The sequence below is a fragment of the Bradyrhizobium sp. WSM471 genome (genome assembly GCF_000244915.1).
Taxonomy (GTDB): domain Bacteria; phylum Pseudomonadota; class Alphaproteobacteria; order Rhizobiales; family Xanthobacteraceae; genus Bradyrhizobium.
Genome location: NZ_CM001442.1, coordinates 2,772,592 through 2,795,619, shown reverse-complemented (window position 1 = coordinate 2,795,619; position 23,028 = coordinate 2,772,592). Strand labels below are relative to the sequence as shown.

Genomic DNA, 23,028 nt, shown 5'->3' with positions numbered 1-23,028 from the left:
TTCAGTGTGTCTGTCCAAGGATTCAACCCCTCGGCAGAGCGGCTAGTCGCACCGCCCGCACGCGCGGCGTTCAGGACGGAGCACCGCTCAATTTCCAACCACAACAAACAGAAGCGCGGAAGCAGACATGTTCGACGAGCGACGGTTCGACATCTTGTCCCCGGAGTTTCACGCGAACCCTTTTACGACGCTCGACCGCATGCGAACCGAAGGCCCGGTGGTGCGCTTGAGGTTGCCGATCGTCGGCCGCACCTGGCTCGCGGCGAGCCATGAGAGCTGCGCAGACCTGTTGAAAAACAGCCAGGACTTCGCGCGCGATCCCGCCAACGCCGGAAGCAGAACGCAGGAGCGGATATTGAAAGTTCTCCCGAGGACGCTCGGGCTTCTTGCGTCGAACATGCTCGGCCACGACGATCCGGAGCACCGTCGCCTGCGTGCCCTCGTCGACCACGCCTTCCAGAGGCGCACGATCGCAGCTCTCAAGCCGACGATCGTTGAGACGGCCGATCGGCTGCTCGACAAGCTGGACGCCAAGCCCGAGGCCGATCTCATGGCAGAGTTCTGCCGCGATCTGCCCCTTTCGGTAATCTGCGCGATGCTAGGGTTGCCGGAGAAGGATCACGACCGGTTCAAGAACTGGTTGGGCCGGTTGAAGGATACTGCGAATGTCTTTGCGGTGATACGCGCCATCCCCGGTGTGATCAGCGTCGTGCGGTACCTTCGGCGCGTTTCGAGACCCGGCGGCGGGGCGCGGCCGGAGGGGCTGATCGCTGCGCTGCGCGAGGCGGAGATCGAAGGCCAGAGGCTCAGCGAGGACGAAATCGTCTCCATGATCTTCCTCCTCTTCGGTGCGGGACAGGAAACGACCACGCATCTGATATCGGGCGGTCTCTACGCGCTGCTCACGAATAGGGACCAGTTGAGCCGGTTGCGCCAAGACCCGGGCCTGATGCCGACATGCATCGAGGAATGTCTTCGCTACGTCTCCCCCGTGCAGATGACCAAGCCCCGTTTCGCGACCCGGGATTGGATCTGGCAAGGACGCCAGGTCCGGCGCGGCGAGATGTTTGCGGCATTTCTTGCCGCGGCGAACTGCGACCCGACACGGTTCGAGCAGCCCCACACGTTCGACATCGGCCGCCATCCCAATCCGCACCTCTCGTTCGGCACCGGCGCACACTTTTGCCTCGGATTCCAGCTCGCGCGCGCAGAAGCGTCGATAGGCATTCAGCGCATCCTGGATCGCTTTCCCGCTTTGCGGCTTGCCCGGCAGCCCGAAGACATCAGTTGGCACAAGCGGCTTGGCATCCGCGCGTTGGCGAGATTGCCGGTGCGACTGGCGGCCTAAGGGCCGGTCCGAGAACTGGGCCATCGGCTGCTCGCGCCTTGCCGCCTCTTTCGATTACCGAAGGATGTTGCGGATATGCCAGACCATGGTGGCGGCATAGACGAGGAGAGCAATGCAAATGCCAGCCGCTAGTTGAGGCGTTGAAAGCGACGCTCTCGTCAGGAAGAACACGATGCAAAACAGGGCGATGACGCCCAGCAACGACGGCACATGTTTCATAGTCGCCTACCAACCCTTCCGGGCGGCCGGAGCAATGCTACCTCCGCACTCAAATACCTCGCCTCGGTCATCCCGCCTCCGGTTTACGAGTCGTAGCAGGGCCGCGGCTGATGATACCGTTAGATTTCCCCGCTGCGGGTCGAAATGAGCCGAATGGAAGAAGGACCTTCCACATTGGCGCTGGTGTACGCCTCTGCCGCTGCGATCAGTTGTGTGACGGCCAAGCGGTCGTAGGCGGGATGCCGCGGATTCAGGTGCAGGTCCGTCTCGACGATCATCACCTGTGTCACTCCGGAGGATTGGACCTCGACGGCAAATGACACGAACGAGACATGCGGGGCTCTAAAGGGCATCGGTTGGACTTTCACAAGCGCCGGACTTGGCTGAATCCCCAGCCGAGGCCGAGCATGGCCGCGATGAGCGAGCCGAGAAGGACGCCCAGTTTGGCCGCCGTCAGCAGTCCTTCATCAGAGAAGGCGAGCATCGAGATGAAGATCGACATCGTAAAACCGATGCCGGCCAGCAGCCCGACAAGGCAGACCCCAGCCCACGAAACGCCCGGGGCCAACCGACACCAGCCGAGTCGTACGGCCGCCCAAGTCGCGCCGACGACGCCAAGCGGCTTGCCGGCGACCAGGGCGAGCGCAGTGCCCAGCATCACCAAATGCCCGCCCGCGGGCAGATCGACGCCCGTCAGCGCGACGCCGGCGTTCGCCAGCGCGAAGATCGGCATGATGAGGTATGCCACCCACGGATGCAGCGCCGTCTGCACCCGAGAGACCGGCGGCAGTAGCTCCCGTTGGGCCACGCGCAGGTCCCGCAGTGGTTGCGCCAACCTGTGCGGATCCTTCGCCCTAACCGCATCGCTGCTTCGCAATTGCTTGAGAGCGCGAGAGACCATCTCCAGGGGTGGCTCACGCATGGGGATGGCGCGCGCGGGAGTCATCAGCCCGAGCAGCACACCCGCTAGGGTGGGATGGATCCCAGCCGCCATGAACCCGATCCAAACCAGAGAACCAGGCAGGAGGTAGAAAAGCGCAGAGCCGACTCCGATCCGGCGAAAGCCCAGGACGGCGACAACGCCGATCATCGACACGACGAAACCGCCAGGCTGAAGGCCTGCGGTGTAGAAGAGCGCGATGATCAGCACTGCAATGATGTCGTCGATGATAGCCAGAGCAAGGAGGAAGACCCGCAAATTGACCGGGATTCTTCGTCCGAGCAGGGCGAGCACTCCGACTGCGAAGGCGATGTCCGTCGCCGTAGGCACGGCCCAGCCCTGCCCTCGATCCGGACCGGCGTTGAGGCTCAGATAGATCAGTGCCGGGAGGACGACGCCACCAATCGCCGCGACCAGCGGCAGCATGGCCTGGTCCAGCCTGCTCAGCGCCCCTTCGTGGACTTCCCGCCGAATCTCCATGCCCACGACGAGGAAGAACACGGTCATCAGCACGTCGTTGACCCAGAAATGCAGCGAGCGTGAAAAGACGAATTCTCCCAGGGCGATCGTCACCGGAAGGTGCCAGAAATCGTGATAACTGTGAGCCACCGGGGAATTCGCCCAGATCAGTGCAGCGGCGGCGGCAGCGAGCAGGACCGCACCGCTGACGGCCTCGACATGCAGGAACCGCTGAAGGGTGTTGAGGGCCTGTTCCGCCAGCTGCTGGGCTTTCGGCAGACCGTCAAACGGAGGATTGTGGTTCACGGGCGCAGGATCTCCGCGTGGCGGCCCGACCATCGCTTTCCTGTCGCTGCCGATACAGCGAACACCCGAGCCCCGGTTATACATCGCATGGGCGTCATTTCAACCTTCCACGACGGAACACGGCGTCCGGGGAGTCGGCCGTGGAGAGGATCAGGCGGCAGCAGCTGCATCCGCCCTCTCGGGCGGCACTCATTCCGGGTGTGTGTGCTCGCAGGCGCTCGGAATCCTTTCAGACTCAGGAGCGGTACCGGCGCGCTACAACGCCTGGCAGGTTCCGCCCTTGCGCTTGGCGGCACGTCCCCGGCGGACTGAAATCCGCCTCTGGTTGGTGTTGCGGGGAGTTCTACAGGGGCTCGGCGCAGCGCTGAACAACACGACACCATAGGTTGCCGCCAGGATCGGAGTTTTGGTCGGGCTGCCCGGCAGCGAGAGAGGAAGCGCCGCGGATGTGCCGCCGCGCACGCCCGCCCGTTACGTACTCCAAGAGGAGCGCACCTGCGGGTGCGCTCCTGTTATGCGACCACGCGGTCGGAACACGACTATCAGTGTGTAACCAGCGGACACGCCGAGTCGGACAACTTTCCGAATGCTTCTTCGCCCGACATAGTGTGAACCAGTTTGTAATAGTCCCAAGGTTGTTTGGACTCATCGGGTTTCTTGACCTGCATGATATACATCTCATGCTCCATCAGGCCGTCGGCACGGATCTTGCCGTTGCTGGTGAACATGTCGTCGATCTTCATCTTCTTGAGCTCCGCCATGACCTTCTCTGAATTGGCGGATCCGGCAGCCTTGACCGCGTTGAGGTAGCTCATGGTCGCCGAATAGTAGCCCGCCTGATTCATGGTGGGCTCGCGCTTCGTCTTCTCATAGTAGCGTTTGGCGAAAGCGCGGGTCTTCTCGTTGAGATCCCAATACCAGCCGGTGGTGAGATACAGGCCCTGTGCGGTCTTGAGGCCGAGGCTGTGAATGTCGCTGATGAAGGCGAGCAATGCGGCCGGCTTCATCGTCTTGGCGATGCCGAACTCGTCGGCAGCCTTGATCGAGTTAGTGAAGTCGTTGCCGGCATTGGCGAGTCCAAGCACCTGCGCACCTGCGTTTTGCGCCTGGAGCAGATAGCTCGAGAAGTCCGACGTGGAGAGCGGAACGCGCACGGCGCCGATCACCTTGCCGCCATTGGCCTCAACCACCTTCGAGGCGGATTCCTGCAACTGGGTGCCGAAGGCGTAGTCGGCGGTGAGGAAGAACCAGCTTTTACCGCCCTGCTTCACCATGGTCTTGGCGGTACCGTTGCCGAGAGCCGTCGTGTCGTAGACGTAGTGCACCGTATAGGGTGTGCAGTCCTTGCCGGTCAGCGATGCGCCGGCTGCGCCGATGGCGATGAACGGAATTTTCTTCTCCTTGGCGACATTGTTCATCGCCAGGCTGACTCCCGTGTTCGAGCCGCCGAGAATCATCGTAACGCCGTCGCGATCGGCCCATTCGCGGAATTTTTGCGCTCCAACGTCGGGCTTGTTCTGGTGATCGGACACCATGAACTCGATCTTGTTCCCGAGCACGCTGCCGCCAAAATCCTCGATCGCCATCTTGGCCGCCTCGACGCCGCCGGGGCCGATCACGTCGGCATACAGGCCGGACATGTCGTCGATATCGCCGATCACGACCTTGTTTTCGGCCGCGTGTGCAGTCGTCACCGCCATCGACGCTGCCAGCAACAGTTGAACCGCTCTTACCGCAATGTATTTCATTTGACGTGTTCCTCCTTTTCGATTTCAGCGCGAAGTCGTCAAGACTTCGCGTCGTCACGTCGCGCTCGGTGAAATCAACTAGACGCCGAGATAGCGCTGGAGCAGCTCCGGTTGTGCCTTGAGCTCCCGAGCTGGCCCGTCGTGCACGATGTGTCCGTTGTTGATGATGTAGATCCGGCTCGCCAGCGCCAGCGTCGCCGCCAAATTCTGCTCGACCAGCACGATGGTCTGGCCGGCGGCGGCGAGCTCGCGGCAGGCCTTGACGAGATCGTGGACGATGACGGGCGCGAGCCCCTCGAACGGCTCGTCCAGCAGCACGATCTTGGGATCGCGCACCAGCGCCCGCGCGATAGCGAGCATCTGCTGTTCGCCGCCCGACAGCTCGGTGCCGCGGTTGCTACGCCGCTCCTTCAGTCGCGGAAACATCTCGTAGATGCGGTCGAGAGGCCAGCGTTTGGGCGCCGTGATCCCGGCGAGCAGGATATTCTCTTCCACCGACAGGCTGCCGAAAATGCGGCGCTCCTCGTGCACGAGCTGCATGCCGGCCTGCGCGATTCTGTGGCTCTTTCGGCCGGCGATATCGATGCCGTCGAACTTCACGCTGCCGCTACGCGGCGTCACGACGCCCATCAGGCTCTTCAGCGTCGTGCTCTTGCCGGCGCCGTTGCGGCCGAGCAGCGCCACCACCTCGTGACGCTCGACGTGCATGGCGACGTCGAACAAGATGTGGGAGTCCCCGTAATAGCTGTTCAGGCCGTTGACCTCGATCAGGCTCATGCCGCGATTTCTCCGTGCACCCCGCCGAGATAGGCTTCCTGGACGGCGGCGTTGGCCTTGATTTCCTCCGGCGTGCCGGAGACCAGCACCCGGCCTTCCTGGAGCACGGTGACGCGCTCGACCAGCTCGAACAGGGAATCCATGTCGTGGTCGATGATGATCATGGTACGGCCGCGCGCGATCGACTTGAGCAGCTTGACGGTCTCGACACGCTCTCGCGGGCTCATGCCGGCGAGCGGCTCGTCAAGCAGCAGCAGGCGCGGCGACGTGGCGAGCGCAAGCCCGATTTCCAGCCTGCGCTTCTCGCCATACGCAAGCTCGGACACCGGCGTGTCGGCACGACGAGTCAGGTTCACCAAAGCGAGCGTGTGCGCCACCTGCTCCGTCAGGCCCTTGACGCCGGCGAGCGTGCGGAACGGGTCGAGCCGGAATTTTCCGCGCAGCTCTGCGAGTGCGGCGATCGTCAGGTTCTCCCGCACCGTCAGCCCGGTGAAGAGCTGGTTGACCTGATAGCTTTTGGTCAGTCCGAGCTGGCAAACCTCGGTGACCTTCAAGCCCGTGATGTCGCGCCCCTCGAACACGATCTGGCCGGAGGTCGGCGCGATCTCGCAGGTCAGCATCTTGAAGAAGGTCGACTTGCCGGCACCATTGGGGCCGATGATGCCGCGCAATTCGCCCTGGTTGACGCTGAAATCGATGTCGCTGTTGGCGATGAGCCCGCCATAGCGCTTGGTAAGGCCGGTGGCTTTGAGAATCGGCCCGGAATAGACGGGATGCGCGACCTCCTTCGCCTGCATCGGCGCGGGCGGGAGATGCTGCGCGGCCTCGCCGTCAGCGGCCTCTTGCCCCACTTCCGCTTCCCTCCGCTTCCGCCCGTCCGAGACAAGGCGATATAGATCGGCAAGACCGCCGATGATGCCGCCGCGCAGGAAGCAGACCAGCAGCACGAACACGACGCCCAGCACCAGCTTCCAGGCCGCTCCCAGGCCGAGCGCGGACTGCAGGAAATCCTGCAGGAACAGCCACACGGTTGCGCCGACCAGCGGTCCGAACAACGTGCCCCTGCCGCCGATGGCCGTCTGCATCACGAGCTGGCCCGAGGTGTCGAAAGTGAAGGCATCAGGCGGCATGAAGGCCTGGAGCACGCCGAGCAGGCCGCCGGCGAAACCGGCGTAAGCCGCCGCGATCACGAAGGCCGTCAGCTTGTAGCCGTGGATGTTGTGCCCGACCGCGGTGGCGCGCAGCGGATTGTCCCGGATCGCGCTGAAAATAGCGCCGACCGGCGAGCGCACGATCCTGAGCGCGATGATGACGCCGACGAAGTAGCAAAGCGCGATGAACTGGTAGAGCGACCAGCCATTGGTGAAGTGGAGCGTGGTGAAGCCGAGATTGAAGCTCGGCGTCGGCACCCCCGGCAGCCCGTTCTCGCCGCCGGTGAAATCCGACAAAGGATTGAACTCGACGAAGAAGAAGACCTGCGCGATCGCCACGGTGATCATGGCGAAATAGATGCCAGTCCGGCGCAGCGCAATCAGGCCGACAAGGTATCCGGTCGCCGCGGCCGCGATCATGCCGATGATCAGCGCACCCAGCACGTTGCCGAAGCCGGCGCGCGTCAGGAGGTAGGCGGCGACGAAGCCGCCGGTGCCGTAGAAGGCGGATTGGCCGAACGACAATAGCCCAGTGAAGCCGAACAGGATGTCGAAGCCGAGGCCGAACAGGCCCCAGACCAGGATCCGGTTGACGGTGTTCGGCGCGAAGCCGAGATGCGGCAGCACGAAGGGAGCCACGATCAGGCCGATGGCCGTCAGTGTCTCGATCAGGAATGGGCGTTGCTTGAGCATGGGAAAATCGCTTACTCGCGGCCCTGGACGCCGAGCAAGCCATGCGGTCGCACCACGAGCACGAGCGTCATCACCGCAAACAGCATCACATAGGCATAGCCGGGGTTGAACATGGAGGTGACGCTGATGATCTCGCCGGCGATCAGACCGCCGAGGATCGCGCCTGGAAACGAGCCGACGCCGCCGATCACCACCACCACGAAGGTCTGGACCAGGATGTCGTCTCCGATGCCCGGCGTCAGCGACACCACCGGCGCGTTGACGATGCCGGCAAAGCCGGCGGCCATCGCGCCGATGCCGAACACCACCATGAAGACGCGATAGACGTTGATGCCGAGCGAATCCACCATCACCGAATCCTCGATGCCGGCCCGCACGATCAGGCCGAGCCGGGTCCGGTAAAGGATGATGAACAGCGCGCCGAGGGCGATCGCGACGATGCCGACCACGGCGAGGCGGTAGGTCGGATAGAACATGAAGCCGAGGTTGGTGATGCCCTGGAATAGCGCCGGCGGCGGCACCAGCTGCGACTGGCTCGAGAAGATCAGGCGCACCAGCTCGACGAAGCAGATGCCGAGCCCGAAGGTCACGAGCAGTTGATCCTCGTGCGGGCGATCATAGAAGTGGCGGATAATGACGCGTTCCATGACAACGCCGAGCAGCATCACGAACAGCGAGCCTGCGATCACGGCGAGGATGAACGATTCCGTGTACTGGTAGGCCACGAAGCCGGCATAGCCGCCGATCATGAACATCGCGCCGTGCGCGAGGTTCAGCACGCCGAGCGTGCCGTAGATGATGGTCAGGCCGGAGCTGATCAGCGCGAGCAAGGCACCCAATGCGAGCCCGTTGAAAAGCTGTGAAACGAGGTTAGGCCAACTTATCATGCGACAATCGCTGTTGTGGCGCGCGAGGGTGCGCGTCAGAAAAAGGTGACGCCGCGGGACCGGAGTGCAGTCCGCGGCGTCACAGGGGTTTGCGAGATCTCAGCTGTAGTCGCCGAGATGGCAGCCGAAGGCGTCGGGCTTCTGCATCAGGGCTTCGCCCGGGACGATCTCGACGACGTCGTACCAGTCTTCCTTGTTCTTCATGTCCTTCTGCTGCTTGCCCTTGACGATGATCACCGGGCGAACGCACTGATGATCCTCGGGGCGGTAATGCACGTCGCCGACCAGCGACGGGATTGTTTCGCCCTTCTCGTAGGCCTTGATCACGTCGGGCGGACTGAAGCTGCCGGCCTGCTCGCACATGTGCGCCCAATGCGCGAAGCTGACATAGGCGTTCTCGGCGCCCCATTCGGGCTTGTAACCGTACTTCTTCTCGAAGGCTTCGTTGAACATCTTGGCCAGCGGGAACTTGTCCTCGATCGTCCACCAATAGTCGGTGGCGGCATAGACGCCCTGCATCAGGCCGCCGGTCTCGCGCGCGATGAAAGGCACCTGGTAGGGGACGACCAGCTTCATCTTGTCGAGCACGCCGAACTGCTTTGCCTGCTGGGTCGACAGCACCGCATCATGGCCCCAGTTCACGTTGATGAGCACGTCGGCGCCAGAGTTCGCGACGTTCAGCAGGTAAGAGGAATAGTCCGGCGCGCCGAGCGGGGCGACCTGGTTGGTCACGGTGGTCCAGCCAGCGGTCGCCAGGAAGTCCTGCATCGACTTCGTGACGGTGTGGCCGTAGGTGTAGTCCGGCGTGAGATACGCGGCTTTCTTGCCCTTGCCGAACTCCCGCACCATCACCGGGCCGATCGCTGCAGCCGCAGTCTGCCCGTAGAAGTTCTGGCGGAAGCCGTAGCGAACGCAGTCCTTGCCGGTCGTGTCGTTCGAGCCGGAAATGCCGCACACGAAGATCACATGCTCGCGCTGAGCGAGCTTGTTCAGCGCCACCGCAACGGCGCTCGACGTGCCGCCGGTGATCATGATCGCCTTGTTCTCGCTGATGAAGCGCTGCTGCGCCTGCACCGCCTCGTTCGGCTTGGCCGCCGAATCGGCGACGCCGAACTTCAGCTCCTTGCCGAGCACGCCCTTGCTGGTCTTGGGCGAGATCTTCTTGATCAGCTGGTGGCCTTCGTTGATGTGCTCGATCGCGAGCTGGTAGCCCTTGAGCTCGTCCTCACCCTGCACCGCGTAGGTGCCGGTGCGCGGCACCGAGATGCCGATGAAGGCGGTGGAACCCGACACGCCAACCGGATAAGTGCCAATCGCCGGCTTGTCGTCGGCAAAGGCCGGCATCGCCGGCAGCATGGAGCCGCCGATGAGGCCGGCGGTGGTCTGGAGCAGACCACGGCGCGAGATGCCGCGGCGAATGAGATCGTCAGTCATGATCGTTTCCTCCGAATATCACTCTTGTTTGCAGGCGCCAGCACGACCTGTCCGGCGCCAGCCGACCGCAAAGGCCTGCTGCGCCGGGCACGTCACATCCGCGTGTAGCTCTTGGCGCTTAGCATTGCTTGTAAAGCCCCGCTGTCAATTTCGCCTTTGGTCGAACGACAAAAATTATCACGTGAAAACATATCGGATCACGATATATATTAGCCTTTGTGAGTACGAGGCTGGCGAGCTTGGCGAGAGAAATGGCGCGGCGAACGACAGTGGCGGGTACCCGGAAGCGACGGTCGTGGCCGCAAGGTGCGGAGCGGCAGGAGGCGGCGTGGTCGGTGGAAGAGGTGAACGGACAGGGGGCGACACCACAGTCCGGCGATGCCTCGCGCATGCCCGACCCTCGCAATCGAACGACCGGTGAGCGGGGACCGGCAGTCGGCTCTGTTCAGGCGAAGCGTGTGCCCGGGCCGATGAAGCGGCTGAGCGTGCGTGCCCAGAACGTCCTGAAGGAGCTCGCAGTCGAGCTCAACGGCGAGCAACCGCCGAAAGGGAATTGGTCGCCGTCGCGCGAATTGCTGCGGGCGCTCACGGCCGAACGTCTCGCGACGGCGCGCAATTGCGGGCCGCATACGATGCGGGAGATCGTGGAATGGGCGCAGGGCTGCGGCGTGACCATCAAGCCGGTAATCCCGCCCGGCGGTTCGCTGTCGCAGATGTGGAGCGAGCTGATCGCCAATGCCTCGGCAGGCAGCCTGACCAGCGCCGAGATCGCCGGTGCGCTGCAGCGCTCGATCAGGCGGAAGAGCGCCCGGATCCCGATCGCGTTTCAGGTCATCCTGGTGAAGATCCTACTCTCGAGCTTCGAGTAGAGCGCCGGATAGCTGTGTATCCAGAGTTCCCGCTGCTTGGTGCGGGCGCTCCTGCTTGCTACTTTTGGCTAACGGCCCGCGTCGCCGGGTGGGAAGCACGGAGACGGCATGGCATGGTTCAGGTGAAGAAGGCGCAACGGGCGACTGCGGTCAGGTCTGCGCCATCCGCAGCCACCCACTCGATGCATGACTCCGACTATGCTGCGCTGGCGCAGTTCCGGTACCAAATCCGGAGCTTTCTGGCCTTCAGCGAGGCAGCCGCAGCAAAGCAGGGATTGACGCCTACGCAGCATCAGGCGCTGCTTGGCATCAAGGGCTTCGTGCGCCCGGGTCCTGCGACAGTCGGTGATGTTGCGCGCTTTCTGCTGATCCGACCTCACTCGGCGGTCGAATTGATCAATCGTTTGGCCAAGCTTGGGCTAGTAAGCCGGGTTGCCGACCCGCAGGATGCCAGACGTGTGCGCCTCAAGCTGACCGGGAGAGGTGAACAGAAACTGCGGGCACTATCGCAGAGAAATCTTCAGGAGCTCCGCCGTGCCGCGAGCCCGGCGCTGGATCGCCTGCTGAGGTCGTTTCGGGAATCTGGCGGGCCGAAACCAGCGCGCTAAGCCCCAAGGAGGCCACGTCTACTCAGGCTTGCGCTATCGGCACCGGCTACGCATCAGCCTCCTGGACGATTGGTTTCCACCTCCGCGGCTGACGGACCGCATTTTCCGGCGGATTTTGAGAGCCGTCTCATGGCTCGAAAGGCGACTATCTGGTGAGCAGGCCTGAAATCAGCGCCGCGGCGCCAAGGCCCAGAAACGACAGAATGACTGGAGGGTACAGAACCAGAGCGGCTTCGAAGCGCAGGAATTTTGGATGATCGCCAGCGCGACTCGGGAGCCCAATGAAAATCAGGACGCCTGCAGCTGCGATCATGACAGCTCCGATCAGGATGTCCATTTCCGCCTTCCTTTCCACATGCCCAAGTCCACATGCCCAAGTCCACATGCCCAAGGCAACAGCTCGCGAACGACAAGAGTGCCAGCGAGCTATTCGCCGTGGAAAGAGGGAACGGTACGCTTCAGTACGGTGTTTGTTGAAAAATCGGCATTTGGAGAGCTCGCTCAGATCTGCTTCACGCCATGACCGGCCTTGGTGGCCAGGCCAAGAACCCGCTCGCGGGTGCGACTTCTCGCTGCGTCCACCAGCATCGTGCCTGCCCAGCGATAGACGTTATGCTCCTTGACCTGCTGTCGCATGAGCTTCATGCGCTCGGCCTGCTCCTCGATTGGCATTGTAAGTGCAAGCTCGATAGCCGATGCTATTTCTTCGGTGTCATAGGGATTGACGATGAGAGCCTCGGATAATTCTCGTGACGCCCCGGTGAAGCTCGACAAGATAAGGACCCCAGCGTTGTCTTCTCGCGAGCTAACGAACTCCTTCGCGACGAGGTTCATTCCGTCATGCAGGCTGCTGACGACGCAGGCATCGGCCGCTCTGAACAGCCGGAACACGTCTGACGGCTCGTAGTGCCGCGCGACCAAATGCATCAAGGGTTGGCGACCGCGGTGCCGCTCGTTAATTTCGGCAGCGAGCGCCTCCGCTTCAGCCTGGAGCTTCGAGTACGCGTTGAGTTTGCTGCGCGTCGGTGCTGCGACCTGGATGAAGGCAAGCCGATCTGTCCAGGCCGGATTTCGCGACAAAAGCGCGTCTACGGCCCGCATGCGATCAAGAATGCCTTTGGTGTAATCGAATCGCTCAACGCCTACGATCAGCCTCGTATCCTCCGCCAATCCGAACTGGGCGAGGATGCTAGATCGGCATTCCGTGGGAGGTGGTAGCTTTTCCAGTTCCCTTGGCGGCCATTCGATCGAGATGGGATAAGGACGTATTCTGGTCTCATGTCCTCCAAGGCTGACTGCCTGCACTTCGCGATCGATCCTGCTCTCCAAGAAGCGATCCACACCCTCGATGAAGTTGTTGCAGTGAAATTGGGTATGAAATCCAACAATGGTGCTGCCGAGCAATCCTTCGATAATCTCCGCCTTCCATGGGCAGATGCTGAAGGTTTCCGCATTCGGCCACGGAATGTGCCAGAAAGTTATGATCGTCGCCCTGGGCAGGCGCTCACGGATCATTCTTGGAGCAAGCGCGAAGTGATAGTCCTGGACCAGCACAATGGGGTCCTCGGCGCGCGCCTCGGCAACGACTGCATCGGCAAAGCGCTGGTTGATCTGCCGATACATTTGCCAGTCGCTGGACCTGAACGTAGGGCGCACGAAAGCGATATGGCACAATGGCCAGAGCCCTTCATTGGCAAAACCGTAGTAATATCCGTCCTGTTCTTTCTCAGAGATCCAGATGCGCCGAAGCGTGTAGGCCGGGGCTGCCTCGGGGACGCGGAGCCTATCGTGGTCGTCGACGGTCTCCCGATCGGCGCTGCCGCTGCCGTGTGCGATCCAAGTGCCACCGCAGGCACGCATGATCGGCTCCAGGGCCGAGACCAATCCACTCGCCGGCCGCTGCACCACAGTCCCCGCTTCCGAAGTGTTGTGAATGTAGGGCTCCCGATTGGAAAGGACGAGAACTTCGGCCCCCGGGAGGACGCTTTGCAGCACCTCCTGAAGCGATTTCGGCGTCCAATCGATCTGGCTTGTAAACGTAACTTGTTCGGCGCTACGCAAGAGCTTGTGAATTTCTCGATCAATAGACGAGCCACCGAGTTGGAGTGGCACTCCCTGAGCACCTCGACGGACCTCCTCGACCGCGCGTCGCAATGCCTTCATCCAGCCGCGCATCATGAGGACGGCGAAAATGATCGTGCCAACGGTCAGGACCAGAACGACGCCGGCAAGCGCGGCAAGCAGATACGCCAGCACCTGGCTGGACCTGGCCGCCGCGAAGCTGAGGTCGGTTAGAATGACGAGGTAGGAACGACCTCGGCTACTCGAGATCGGAAACGCAGCTACGAGAATTCGTCGCCCGCCGCTGGCGATGCTTGCGAAACTCTCGTTCTCGGATTTGGCCGACTTTTCGCAGGAGAAGCTCGCCGGCATCTCCGGTGTTGGCGCGAGCAACGAGCCTTCCGGATCACAAAATCCAACCGCGAGAATCTTCTTGTCGAGCGCCACTCTCTTGAAAAGGTCCGAGAGCCGGTCCCAGGCCTGGTCTTCCACATCACGACTAAGCAACGGCTGGATGGCGTTGAAGACCAGCTTGGATCTGGCTTCAACATCGCTTCGCGACCACTGCTGTACGATTCCTCCGGTAAATGGCGAGATACCGAACGCCACGATTGCGGCTACCGCCAGGCCGAAAATGCCATAGCGGAAGAACTCCTTGTACGATATCGGGGTCACTCCGGAGCTACCCCGACCGTCCGCAGGCATTTGCTCGAGCCGTCTAGCAGGCGCAGCTCTCGCGGCGCATTGGGCACTGCCGATTGCGCTAAGCGGTAGTGAGCGAACATATACCAGACCAAAGGACGGCTGCTGTTAGCTCGGATTGGCGAGCCGCTTCCCCTCCTCAAAGCCCGTACGCTCGTTGTTGCAGGTGAGACAAGTCGCACGTGCCATTTGCGTACCGTGGATTGCCAACCGTTCATGCCGATGCGGCGTCTTTTCCTCGCAAGACAGGCAGTACGCTTGCGGAAAGACATTGAGTGCCGTTTGATTCGATTTGCTGATCATGAAAGCCCCCTGCGCAATATCCTTCGGAGGTCGCCCGCGGGCAAGCGGCAGCGGGGCAGATCGGCTGCTATTGTACAGAACTGTACCGTGTTTCGTCACGTAGCAAGCTGTGCGCGCTCTGCCGAAGATCACTCCTGTCCCACACAGCAGCCCGCCAACGTGCGGGTGAATTAGCGCGCGGCGGGAGTTGGAATCCCAGCGTTCCTCGGCTGGGGTCCGCCTCTCCTGACGGCATGACCTGTCCATCCGTCCCGGGCAAGGTCGGTGGTCGATTCCCCTGCCCGTCGTTCAAAGCGCGAAACCGGTTGTACGGTTGCACCCCGAGTAATCTTGCAAGTCAGCGCCTCTTGAATTCGCGCTTCACTTGCGCTTCTTCGGCAGTGCGTTCTTCCCGACGATCGAAAGCGCAATCAGACCGAATGTGATCAGGCGCGGGATGAAGTACACCGGCTCGCTCGCATTCGTCACTTGCACCACAGCCAGGACAAATCTCGCGACGGCGTCGATCACAAACGCAGCCGCAAAGAGCAGGAAAAAGGTGTCGCCCGTCTTACGCCAAAACTTCAGGAAATATATGCTCGCCAGGAGCGATGCGAATGCCGTCGCACCTGAAAGAACGGGATTCAAATGGTCCATCAGTCGGCCTCCCAGATCATGCCGATAAGCAGGACCGTCATGGCGAACAGGCCGATCGATAGACGCACGGCGGAAAGATCAACTTGAGGAAATACGATCTTATCGATCCAGAGAGCAGCATTTTCGAAAGTCAGACCCGCGAAGCAGACGGCGCTCCATAGGAGCAACTTCGACCTGTTACCGATATATGCCCGAATGAGCAGCCATGCACAAAAGCCGCTCGTGATCGCGCAAAGTGTGTAAATCACCGCAGCCATGACTAATCCTTTCGAATCCTGAAGGCATCTGAAAATGCCTGGATGCGGTGTGGGCTGTTGTGGATGATATGTGTGATTGGGATCAAATGCCGCGAATACGCCAAGGCCAAGCTATCGACCACTGGCCGCAATTCGGGCCGCGGCGCAAACGCATAGATCCCCGCCTCGCCGTCGAGGAAGCCATCCTTCCTCAGGGACGCTAGAGCATCGGCCATCTCGATCTTGCCCGCGTAAAGGCGTGCAGCGAGCGACTCCACGTCGAAGCGCTCGCCGGGCCGCTTGTGGAAGAACAAAAGGGCTTCGAGCTGCGCCACAGAGCGAATGTAGCGTCGGACAAGCTCCTCTACCTCTTCCGGCAGTGCTTCATCAGACATCGTCGACCTCAGCCAGCGGCACGCAAGCTGATCGATTCAATGCAGAAATTCAAGACTGCTTTTCCTCTGCCACAAATCTAAGCCGACCGGATCAAATGCAACTGGAAAAGGCGGCGTCATCTCAGATGACACCGCCGATAAGCATGCTGGAAATAGGGACCGAAATCGGCTCAGTACTTGAATTCGGGCATCTTCTTCAGCTGATCCTTGTTGGCGTTCAGCACCACGTGATCCGGATACCAATTATCGCTTCGCTGGGCCGACGTTGATGCGCTTCCCGTCGTGCTCGTCGAACCGGCATTGCCGGTCTTTCCAGCGCCATCGCTGGACACGGTCTTCACCGGTTCTTTGGCGAATTTGAGCTGATCGAACGTTACGGCGACGTTGTGCTCGCCCATTCCAAGGAATCCTCCCACTCCGATCACCACGTTGGCAACCCGCCCGCTGGAATCCAGGATCAGATCATTGATGTCGCCGATCTTCTCGTTGTTGTTGTTATAGACGTTCACGCCAACGAGTTTCGATGCACGCCATTCACCTTCCTTGTGCATGGAGGCGGTCGAGGCAGCCGGCTGCACGTTGGGCGCCGCGGTCGTCGCGTTGTTCTGGGACGACTGCGCCATGACCGGCGTAGCCAGCAGCATCGCGGAGGCAAGAATGCAAAGTGATATCTTCATGACGATTGCTCCTACTTCTGTTGGATCATCGTCAACTCATCGCACGCTCGCAAGTTTCGTTTTCCTGAATGCGAATGTACGCTCCCGCACGAGACTTATCCGACCAGCTTGAGGCGGCTGCGCATCTTTTGATGAAGCATTGCACGTGTCACGGAAGGGTTGCATATGATGAACTCGACCATAGCGATAATGTCGTCCCTGGTGCGATTGCAGCAAGGGTTCTCGTAAGCGGCAAGAAGCCTTTGCGCCTCCTCCAAGGCCCCCACCAGAACTTCGGTATCGGTTCGGATCCGGACTTCTTGCGATGACATCTCCGCCTCTATTGCTTCAAGAATATCTGGACTCTGTTGGCTGCCGTACAGCCGACTTAACGGCAGTAGGGAATCGCGTTCACGAATATGCAATTCGGAGGGGCGGCACCGCACAAGGACGGTTGTGCGCCGACAGGATGATCCCCTGACAATCGCAAGACATCGCTTTCAGCCTGGCCTCGTCCATGACGACGATCCCCGCCCTGCGACATCCAATCACTCCGTCGCGCATCATACTCCCGAGAGCGACCGTAACGCCGGCGCGCCGGACCGCGAGAGCATTGGCTATGTAACTATGCGTGAAAGGTATCTCGCGAGACCCGAGCCTGTCGCTGGCAACCAGGAGCCACCGGGCGAGGCGCTGGTGCAGCGTGTGCCTGGAATTGCAGGCTGATAGCTGCGAACTGTGAATCAGGATCGCCTGAACATAGCCTAAAAGCATCTTTTCAAGCTCGACGTCACTCTTGATCAAAGAAATCAGCTGATCGGACTGGATCCGAAGCGCCTGGCCCGGCACTCTCACGCTGCAGCGGTGCGGCGAAACGTGCATGCCCAGGACCAACGGCACGCCGACAAAATCCTTCATCCCGAGCGTATGGATCTCGACCGGCAGGCAGTCGCCCGCACGGGTCGTGACAGAACACCCGCCGGACTCGATGAAGTAGGCATGGCGAAGAGGAGTGCCGCGATCGTAGAGAATTTGTCCTTTGTTCAGAGACACCGTCTCGCAGCTTTCGAGCAAACGGCACTGCGATGAAGCCGACAGTCGGGAGACGAGTTCGTTGCGGCTAGTCCCGCAGAAGGGCTCGTCCAAACCAAGCCGCTTCGGGTTGAATTCATTTTCGATCAACCGCAGTGGCGATGAAGAATGTTCCATGTCAAGCCCAATTCTAGACCGCTACAATGATTGCCTGTACGATGGGATGGATCGAGCGATCCTGGGAGTCAGGGTGACCGATAGAAGTGTCGGGAAAAACCTGACAAGAACCAGAAACATCGAGGAAGTGCCAGCACGTGGGCGTTTTGCTGTCTCATTTGATACCCACCCGCATGGAGGCGCCCACCTCAATCTCCCGGCGCGCAGCCCGCCGCCCCTTGATCCTCGTCTTCATCGCGGCAGCGATGCCTCTTGCGCTTTTTGCGGGTTGGGTCGTTTTCCTGAACGCGCAGCAGCAGCGCAGGGGCTCTCAGGCTGCCGCCGTGGAGACGCTCGATAGCGTCGTCAACCGGCTTGCCTCCGAGATCAGCCTCCAGCTCGAGATCGCCGAGACCGTCGCGGCTTCCGCAACACTCGACAAGCCGGACCTTGACGCGTTCTATCGCGAAGCGACGCGTGTCAACGAAGCACGTCCTCTTTGGCAGACGATTCAGCTCGTCGATCCTGACGGGAATCAGGTGCTTGATGTCAGCCGTCCACTCGGAGATGGGATGCGCGCCACCGCCGACCGAGAGAACTTCGAACAGATCCTGAAAACGAGAAAGCCGGCGATCGGCGGAATTGGGCCGCGTGGTCCCATCACCGGCAAACGCGTGGTGGCGGTCAGGGCCCCCGTTGAGCGCGATGGACAATTGAAGTTTGTACTCACGGTGGCCCTGGTGCCCGATGCAATAAGCCAGATTTTGAAGAGCGCAGGAGCTCCGGCCGGCTGGGTGGGTTTCGTGGTCGATGCCAAGGGGAACATCGTCGCCCGCACCTTCGGTGAACAATCCGAACTCGGACAATCTGCCAGCGCTACGGTCCGCCAGGCGATAGCCTCAGCGCCAGAAGGAAGCTACGTCAAAACCACCCCTGCCGGCGAACAAGTCGACTCGATCTACAAAGTCATCCCCGGAACCAGCGGATGGTCGGTCCATTTCGGAATACCGACGCAGGAACTGAATGGTCCCGTCCAGCGCTCAGCCATTTTCCTTGCCGGGGGTGGGGTATTGAGCTTCGTCTTGGCTCTGACTTTGGCCTGGTACACCATACGCGACATTTCGCTTCGCCGGCGCGAGCAAGAGGCGCAGGCAGCATTGGCACTCAGCGCAAGTGAAGAGCGACGGAGGCTGACGATCGATGCCGCAGATCTCGGCGTGTTCAGCTGTGATTTTGCGAGCAGAGAAGCGATCGTGTCGCCCCGCGCCCGGGAGATGCTCCGGATAGACGGTTCGCGCTCCGAAGGAGATACGATCCTTCCGATGGATCGGATACTGAGCTGTATTGATCCCGCCGACCAGCGGAACTTTGAGGCTTCCTTGCTGAGTTGCCGTTCGGGAAACGTGGCGATTGCAGATTTCCGGACCGCTCCCCCTCACAGCCGGTGGCTGCGGGCCAGCGGACGGCTGTCTCGCATCGATGATAAGAACTTGGACGTCGTATATGGCGTCATTCTGGATATCGACGAGACCAAGCGAGCTGAGCTGGAGCGACAGCAACTGCTTCGACGTCTTTCCGAAGCGGAAGAAAATGAACGCCGTAGAATCGCAAGAGAGCTTCACGATCAGATCGGCCAGACGGTCACAGGTCTCCTTCTCGGTCTGAAGAACCTGGAGCCGCTTCTGGGCACGAGCCCCAAACGCAAGCTCGGATTGGAGAGGCTCAATTGGCTGCAAGGACTCGCGAGAGGGATTGGGCGCGATATCCATCAAATCGCCTCTGACCTGCGCCCGACTGCCCTTGACGACCTGGGCCTTTACAAGGCGCTGGAGGCATTCTGCGCAGAGATCCGGCGCCGGTTCGGGATCAGCGTCGATTTTCAGCCTCTGGGCAGAAGAGATCGTCTCGGCCAGGACGTCGAAATCGCGGTTTACCGCGCCGTCCAGGAGGCCGTGAACAACGTGGTCAAACACGCGCAAGCTCGAAACGTCAGCGTGGTCATCGACCGACGCACAGCTGAGCTTAGGATCGTCGTCGAAGACGACGGGAACGGCTTCGACTTTCAGGAATTCTCGCAGGGTGAGAGCCGCCACGCAAAATTGGGCCTGTCCGTCATCGAGGAGCGCCTCACGCTGCTCGGTGGATCTTTGGCGATCGAATCTGAACCCGGCCACGGCACCTCTCTTTTCATGAGAATACCGGTGCCAATAGAGGAGATGGGCTATGTGCCCGATCCGGATCACGTTGACTGACGATCATCCACTTGTTCTGGCCGGAATGAAGGCGTTGCTTCAGGATGTGCAGGACATTGAGATCGTCGGGGAAGCAACGGATGGACAGGCCGCCCTTGAGGTCATTCGCAAGGCCACACCGGATATTGCCATCCTGGACATTTCACTGCCCGGTATCAGTGGCCTTGAAGTTGCTCGCACCCTGGCGACGCAGCTTCCTCAAGTTCGTCTTCTGGCGCTGACCGTGCACGAGGATCACGCCTACGTTCAACCGATGCTGCAAGCGGGAGCTCGCGGCTATCTGCTGAAGCGCTCCGCGGCCGACGAGCTCGAGCGCGCAGTTCGCGCGATCGCTGGAGGTGGTTTGTATCTGGATCCCGCAATTGCGGAGAAAGCACTTCCATCCGCGCAGGGCGCCCACTCGTCTTCCGGCGCTTCCACAGCCGGCGAGCTGACACCGCGCGAGAGTGAGGTTCTCAGATTCATCGCACAAGGCTTCAGCAACAAGGAAATTGCCAATCAGCTAAGCATCAGCATCAAGACCGTCGAAACTTACAAGGCCAGGGCGGTCGAAAAGCTCGGACTCTTCACGCGTGCCGACATCGTGCGCTACGGCGTGGCCCTTGGCTGGTTGAGTCATTCGGGAAAGAGTGCGGATCAAGTTTGAGCGGGAAGTAGGTGGGCCAAACGGCCCCGCGTGGCATGAGGACGTCAGGATTATCCCGACAAGCCCCGCTCATCTCCTGACTGCCCGATGGGACGCCGTCCATTATCTTCCATGAAGCGGACGAGAGAACCAACGCGAATCGCCGGCCGGAACACCGTTCTTTCCGGCTTCTGCATTCCGCACGTATTGGACGGATCATGGTTGTTTGGAGGCATACATGAGAAATGTACTTTTCCGAGGACGTCCCGGTCGCCAGCTCTTTGCACAGTATGAGAAACTGCCCGGGCTCGCCACTCGGACGAGCTCGCGGCTAGATGCCCGCACGGCGAGAACCGCGGGCATTTGCCTCGCTTGCATCTACCTCACCTGTCTCCTGTTCTCGGCATACGCGATTGCTTGACGGCAATAGGCGTGTGGCAACCGACATCGAGGAATGACGGGGTCGGATTCATCGTCCCGATCCTTTGCAGGAACTCGTTTGATCATGGATACAGTCGTGGTGCTCCTGATCCTCGGTATGTTGTTTACGGCTCTTTGTGTCGCAGCGCTGAAGATCGCGGCACGTCGATTTTCCCGGACTCTTGAGCGTCAGCTTCCGATGTAGTGTGCCGCGCACCCATCTCACTGCGCGAAGATTGCTCTTATGCAAGGTGAGGGCCGCCTCGATCGACGGCCCTCCAAGTTCGCGTTTATCGGCAGACGCGCACGTGCTTGACGATACGCCGACCATGATAGCCGCGCTTGACTACGGTCCGCACGGTGCAGACCCTCCGAGGATGATGATAGTGATAGCCAGCCTGCATCGTCTCGGATGTTGCCGCGGCGCCGACCGGTGGCGCCATCATCGCATTGGCAGGAACCAAGAACTGAGTGCCCGCAAGCAAAGCAGCGGCCGCAAATCCATAGGCGATTTTCTTCATAGTTTTTCCTTGTCGTACGCCCCCTCCGCACTTCTATGTCGGTCCAATGAATGCGGAGTGAACGACGATACTGACAATCGTCGTCGCGATCTTTCGCCGCAGATGCAGAAAATGGATAGCTGCCCCCGCCGCTGAGAGGTGCTTGGAATTGAGGCTTATCCCAATCCGCTTAGATGTCCCGCAGGAACTGCCGAAGTTGTTTTTTGCTTATTCACGTCTCAAAAGTCGCTATCTCGAACGCACTACCCTCACCGGCTAGAGCGAACAGCGGCCTTAACGGAAGGGAGTGAACAGGCACTCTCGCCAGAGCACATGGGAGCCTGCCGTGCTTTCGCTGATGGATATTGCTGCCGTTCTGCTCACATTGTCTGCCGCCTTCGGCTGGCTCAATCACAAGTTCCTGCCGCTCTCCCGCAGCGTAGGTCTTCTTTTGATGAGTGTCCTGACGTCGCTGCTGATGATCGGTCTGGATGCAGCGGTTCCGACGGCTCATCTGCTAAACCAACTTGCCGACGGACTCCGACAGATCGACTTTACCGAAGTCGTCGTCAACGGAATGCTTGCATTTCTGCTGTTCGCCGGCGCGTTGCACGTAGATCTGGACACACTCAGAAGCCGCGCCATTCCGGTATTTATTCTGGCCGTTCTCGGCACCTCGATCTCAACCGTCCTCGTAGGCCTGATGTTCTGGTTCGTCTGCGGCCTTGTGAACCTACCCGTATCGTTGGCTTGGGCATTCGTGTTCGGCGCATTGATCAGCCCGACTGACCCCGTTGCTGTCCTGAGTACGCTTCGCAACACCAAAGTGCCGAAAGAGCTGCAGATCGAGACGGAAGGCGAGGCATTGTTCAACGACGGCGTCGGGATTGTTCTGTTCACGATCATGCTTCGCTTTGCGAGCACCGGAGACGGCGCTCAGGTTTCGGCTGCCGATGTCGCTGAGTTACTTGTTCGCGAAGCTGGTGGCGGAATAGTGCTGGGCTTGTTGACTGGCTATGTTGCGTATCGCGCGATGCGGCTCATCGACGACTACGCCATAGAGGTACTAATCTCTCTCGCGCTCGTCACCGGAACATACGCACTTGCGTTACATCTGCACGTCAGCGGGCCGCTCTCCATGGTCGCCGCAGGCCTCCTCATCGGCGACCGAGGACCGCGATATGCGATGAGCGAGCGGACACAAGGATATCTCTTCGCGCTCTGGACCCTCATCGACGAAATCCTCAATTCCGTCCTTTTTCTGCTTATCGGGCTCGAGACCTTGATACTGCGCTTTGATCTTCGCAGCCTTGGCCTGGCGGCAGCGTCAATTCCAGTCGTTCTCTTCGCCCGGTTTGTCTCCGTTTCAGTCCAACCGTTTTTGTTCGGATGGACTCAGCTGCTTTCCCTGCGCAACGCGCCCTTTCTCACCTGGGCGGGCGTTCGAGGCGGGATTTCAGTTGCACTCGCCCTATCAATCCCGGATAGCCCGGCCAAGGCCGCCATGCTCGCCTCAACCTATGCGGTCGTCCTGTTCAGCATCATCATTCAAGGCTCGACTCTAGCCTGGGTGGCAAAGCGGACTGTCGGACAATAGGTCTCGTCTCCAATGACC

General features: G+C 60.7%; 21 protein-coding genes. 6 read left to right on the top strand and 15 right to left on the bottom strand.

Annotation, left to right across the window (positions count from 1 at the left end):
* Positions 1-127 precede the first annotated feature (127 nt).
* Positions 128-1,348: a cytochrome P450 gene (locus BRA471DRAFT_RS12130; protein WP_007607516.1), complete on the top strand. Its 1,221-nt coding sequence runs from the start codon at positions 128-130 to the stop codon at positions 1,346-1,348.
* Positions 1,349-1,686: 338 nt separating this feature from the next.
* Here BRA471DRAFT_RS12130 and BRA471DRAFT_RS12125 read toward each other — a convergent pair whose 3' ends face one another.
* The 7 genes from BRA471DRAFT_RS12125 to BRA471DRAFT_RS12095 all read right to left on the bottom strand — a co-directional run bounded on the left by BRA471DRAFT_RS12125 (position 1,687) and on the right by BRA471DRAFT_RS12095 (position 9,962).
* Positions 1,687-1,848 carry a hypothetical protein gene (locus BRA471DRAFT_RS12125; RefSeq protein ID WP_231171105.1) on the bottom strand — a complete coding sequence of 54 codons (162 nt, stop codon included), beginning with the start codon at positions 1,846-1,848 and terminating at the stop codon, positions 1,687-1,689.
* An 83-nt stretch (positions 1,849-1,931) separates the two neighbouring features.
* Positions 1,932-3,305 carry a Na+/H+ antiporter NhaA gene (nhaA, locus tag BRA471DRAFT_RS12120; protein WP_007607513.1) on the bottom strand — a complete coding sequence of 458 codons (1,374 nt, stop codon included), beginning with the start codon at positions 3,303-3,305 and terminating at the stop codon, positions 1,932-1,934.
* A 509-nt stretch (positions 3,306-3,814) separates the two neighbouring features.
* Positions 3,815-5,020, bottom strand: coding sequence for an ABC transporter substrate-binding protein (locus BRA471DRAFT_RS12115; protein ID WP_007607512.1), 1,206 nt, complete (start codon positions 5,018-5,020; stop codon positions 3,815-3,817).
* 78 nt (positions 5,021-5,098) lie between these two features.
* A complete protein-coding gene (locus BRA471DRAFT_RS12110) occupies positions 5,099-5,797 on the bottom strand; it encodes an ABC transporter ATP-binding protein (RefSeq protein ID WP_007607511.1) in 699 nt (232 codons plus the stop codon).
* Positions 5,794-7,641, bottom strand: coding sequence for an ATP-binding cassette domain-containing protein (locus BRA471DRAFT_RS12105; RefSeq protein WP_007607510.1), 1,848 nt, complete (start codon positions 7,639-7,641; stop codon positions 5,794-5,796). The genes BRA471DRAFT_RS12110 and BRA471DRAFT_RS12105 overlap by 4 nt, the downstream gene beginning before the upstream one ends.
* Positions 7,642-7,652: 11 nt before the next feature.
* Positions 7,653-8,528: a branched-chain amino acid ABC transporter permease gene (locus tag BRA471DRAFT_RS12100; RefSeq protein ID WP_007607509.1), complete on the bottom strand. Its 876-nt coding sequence runs from the start codon at positions 8,526-8,528 to the stop codon at positions 7,653-7,655.
* Positions 8,529-8,627: 99 nt separating this feature from the next.
* Entirely contained in the window at positions 8,628-9,962 is a 1,335-nt protein-coding gene (locus BRA471DRAFT_RS12095; protein ID WP_007607508.1) for a substrate-binding protein, read from the bottom strand.
* Between the two features lie 269 nt (positions 9,963-10,231).
* Here BRA471DRAFT_RS12095 and BRA471DRAFT_RS12090 point away from each other — a divergent pair, with 269 nt between their 5' ends.
* Both BRA471DRAFT_RS12090 and BRA471DRAFT_RS12085 read left to right on the top strand, forming a co-directional pair.
* The gene (locus tag BRA471DRAFT_RS12090) at positions 10,232-10,831 is read left to right on the top strand and encodes a hypothetical protein (protein ID WP_231171104.1); all 600 of its coding nucleotides are present in this window, start codon (positions 10,232-10,234) and stop codon (positions 10,829-10,831) included.
* A 113-nt stretch (positions 10,832-10,944) separates the two neighbouring features.
* Positions 10,945-11,439, top strand: a complete 495-nt coding sequence (locus BRA471DRAFT_RS12085) for a MarR family winged helix-turn-helix transcriptional regulator (RefSeq protein ID WP_007607499.1) — start codon at positions 10,945-10,947, stop codon at positions 11,437-11,439.
* 145 nt (positions 11,440-11,584) lie between these two features.
* Here the strand turns inward: BRA471DRAFT_RS12085 and BRA471DRAFT_RS12080 are convergent, their stop codons facing one another.
* The 7 genes from BRA471DRAFT_RS12080 to BRA471DRAFT_RS12045 all read right to left on the bottom strand — a co-directional run bounded on the left by BRA471DRAFT_RS12080 (position 11,585) and on the right by BRA471DRAFT_RS12045 (position 17,637).
* Positions 11,585-11,776, bottom strand: coding sequence for a hypothetical protein (locus BRA471DRAFT_RS12080; protein ID WP_007607498.1), 192 nt, complete (start codon positions 11,774-11,776; stop codon positions 11,585-11,587).
* A gap of 164 nt (positions 11,777-11,940) precedes the next feature.
* A complete protein-coding gene (locus BRA471DRAFT_RS12075; RefSeq protein ID WP_007607497.1) occupies positions 11,941-14,205 on the bottom strand; it encodes a trehalose-6-phosphate synthase in 2,265 nt (754 codons plus the stop codon).
* Between the two features lie 660 nt (positions 14,206-14,865).
* Positions 14,866-15,141, bottom strand: coding sequence for a DUF5985 family protein (locus BRA471DRAFT_RS12070; RefSeq protein ID WP_007607495.1), 276 nt, complete (start codon positions 15,139-15,141; stop codon positions 14,866-14,868).
* The gene (locus BRA471DRAFT_RS12065) at positions 15,141-15,398 is read right to left on the bottom strand and encodes a DUF5985 family protein (protein ID WP_007607494.1); all 258 of its coding nucleotides are present in this window, start codon (positions 15,396-15,398) and stop codon (positions 15,141-15,143) included. The genes BRA471DRAFT_RS12070 and BRA471DRAFT_RS12065 overlap by 1 nt, the downstream gene beginning before the upstream one ends.
* A gap of 2 nt (positions 15,399-15,400) precedes the next feature.
* Complete coding sequence (locus BRA471DRAFT_RS12060) at positions 15,401-15,772, bottom strand: hypothetical protein (RefSeq protein ID WP_007607493.1); 372 nt, start codon at positions 15,770-15,772, stop codon at positions 15,401-15,403.
* 170 nt (positions 15,773-15,942) lie between these two features.
* Positions 15,943-16,449, bottom strand: a complete 507-nt coding sequence (locus tag BRA471DRAFT_RS12055; RefSeq protein WP_007607491.1) for a PRC-barrel domain-containing protein — start codon at positions 16,447-16,449, stop codon at positions 15,943-15,945.
* A gap of 390 nt (positions 16,450-16,839) precedes the next feature.
* Positions 16,840-17,637 (bottom strand): Crp/Fnr family transcriptional regulator, encoded by a 798-nt coding sequence (locus BRA471DRAFT_RS12045; protein ID WP_007607486.1) that lies wholly within the window; start codon positions 17,635-17,637, stop codon positions 16,840-16,842.
* Between the two features lie 137 nt (positions 17,638-17,774).
* On the opposite strand from BRA471DRAFT_RS12045, the gene BRA471DRAFT_RS12040 reads away from it, so the two are divergent.
* Positions 17,775-19,868, top strand: a complete 2,094-nt coding sequence (locus BRA471DRAFT_RS12040; protein ID WP_007607485.1) for an ATP-binding protein — start codon at positions 17,775-17,777, stop codon at positions 19,866-19,868.
* A complete protein-coding gene (locus BRA471DRAFT_RS12035) occupies positions 19,840-20,514 on the top strand; it encodes a response regulator transcription factor (protein WP_007607484.1) in 675 nt (224 codons plus the stop codon). Before BRA471DRAFT_RS12040 ends, BRA471DRAFT_RS12035 begins: the two co-directional genes overlap by 29 nt.
* A 689-nt stretch (positions 20,515-21,203) precedes the next feature.
* Here BRA471DRAFT_RS12035 and BRA471DRAFT_RS12030 read toward each other — a convergent pair.
* Entirely contained in the window at positions 21,204-21,434 is a 231-nt protein-coding gene (locus BRA471DRAFT_RS12030; protein WP_007607481.1) for a hypothetical protein, read from the bottom strand.
* Between the two features lie 325 nt (positions 21,435-21,759).
* On the opposite strand from BRA471DRAFT_RS12030, the gene BRA471DRAFT_RS12025 reads away from it, so the two are divergent.
* Positions 21,760-23,010, top strand: coding sequence for a sodium:proton antiporter (locus BRA471DRAFT_RS12025; RefSeq protein WP_007607479.1), 1,251 nt, complete (start codon positions 21,760-21,762; stop codon positions 23,008-23,010).
* Positions 23,011-23,028: the final 18 nt, after the last annotated feature.

Excerpts from the sequence above, each read along its gene's own strand:
- BRA471DRAFT_RS12130 (WP_007607516.1), top strand. The coding sequence starts at position 128 with ATGTTCGACGAGCGACGGTTCGACATCTTGTCCCCGGAGTTTCACGCG.
- nhaA (WP_007607513.1), bottom strand. The coding sequence starts at position 3,305 with ATGGTCGGGCCGCCACGCGGAGATCCTGCGCCCGTGAACCACAATCCT.
- BRA471DRAFT_RS12115 (WP_007607512.1), bottom strand. The coding sequence starts at position 5,020 with ATGAAATACATTGCGGTAAGAGCGGTTCAACTGTTGCTGGCAGCGTCG.
- BRA471DRAFT_RS12110 (WP_007607511.1), bottom strand. The coding sequence starts at position 5,797 with ATGAGCCTGATCGAGGTCAACGGCCTGAACAGCTATTACGGGGACTCC.
- BRA471DRAFT_RS12105 (WP_007607510.1), bottom strand. The coding sequence starts at position 7,641 with ATGCTCAAGCAACGCCCATTCCTGATCGAGACACTGACGGCCATCGGC.
- BRA471DRAFT_RS12100 (WP_007607509.1), bottom strand. The coding sequence starts at position 8,528 with ATGATAAGTTGGCCTAACCTCGTTTCACAGCTTTTCAACGGGCTCGCA.
- BRA471DRAFT_RS12095 (WP_007607508.1), bottom strand. The coding sequence starts at position 9,962 with ATGACTGACGATCTCATTCGCCGCGGCATCTCGCGCCGTGGTCTGCTC.
- BRA471DRAFT_RS12085 (WP_007607499.1), top strand. The coding sequence starts at position 10,945 with ATGGTTCAGGTGAAGAAGGCGCAACGGGCGACTGCGGTCAGGTCTGCG.
- BRA471DRAFT_RS12080 (WP_007607498.1), bottom strand. The coding sequence starts at position 11,776 with ATGGACATCCTGATCGGAGCTGTCATGATCGCAGCTGCAGGCGTCCTG.
- BRA471DRAFT_RS12075 (WP_007607497.1), bottom strand. The coding sequence starts at position 14,205 with ATGCCTGCGGACGGTCGGGGTAGCTCCGGAGTGACCCCGATATCGTAC.
- BRA471DRAFT_RS12070 (WP_007607495.1), bottom strand. The coding sequence starts at position 15,141 with ATGGACCATTTGAATCCCGTTCTTTCAGGTGCGACGGCATTCGCATCG.
- BRA471DRAFT_RS12065 (WP_007607494.1), bottom strand. The coding sequence starts at position 15,398 with ATGGCTGCGGTGATTTACACACTTTGCGCGATCACGAGCGGCTTTTGT.
- BRA471DRAFT_RS12060 (WP_007607493.1), bottom strand. The coding sequence starts at position 15,772 with ATGTCTGATGAAGCACTGCCGGAAGAGGTAGAGGAGCTTGTCCGACGC.
- BRA471DRAFT_RS12055 (WP_007607491.1), bottom strand. The coding sequence starts at position 16,449 with ATGAAGATATCACTTTGCATTCTTGCCTCCGCGATGCTGCTGGCTACG.
- BRA471DRAFT_RS12045 (WP_007607486.1), bottom strand. The coding sequence starts at position 17,637 with ATGGAACATTCTTCATCGCCACTGCGGTTGATCGAAAATGAATTCAAC.
- BRA471DRAFT_RS12035 (WP_007607484.1), top strand. The coding sequence starts at position 19,840 with ATGTGCCCGATCCGGATCACGTTGACTGACGATCATCCACTTGTTCTG.
- BRA471DRAFT_RS12030 (WP_007607481.1), bottom strand. The coding sequence starts at position 21,434 with ATGAAGAAAATCGCCTATGGATTTGCGGCCGCTGCTTTGCTTGCGGGC.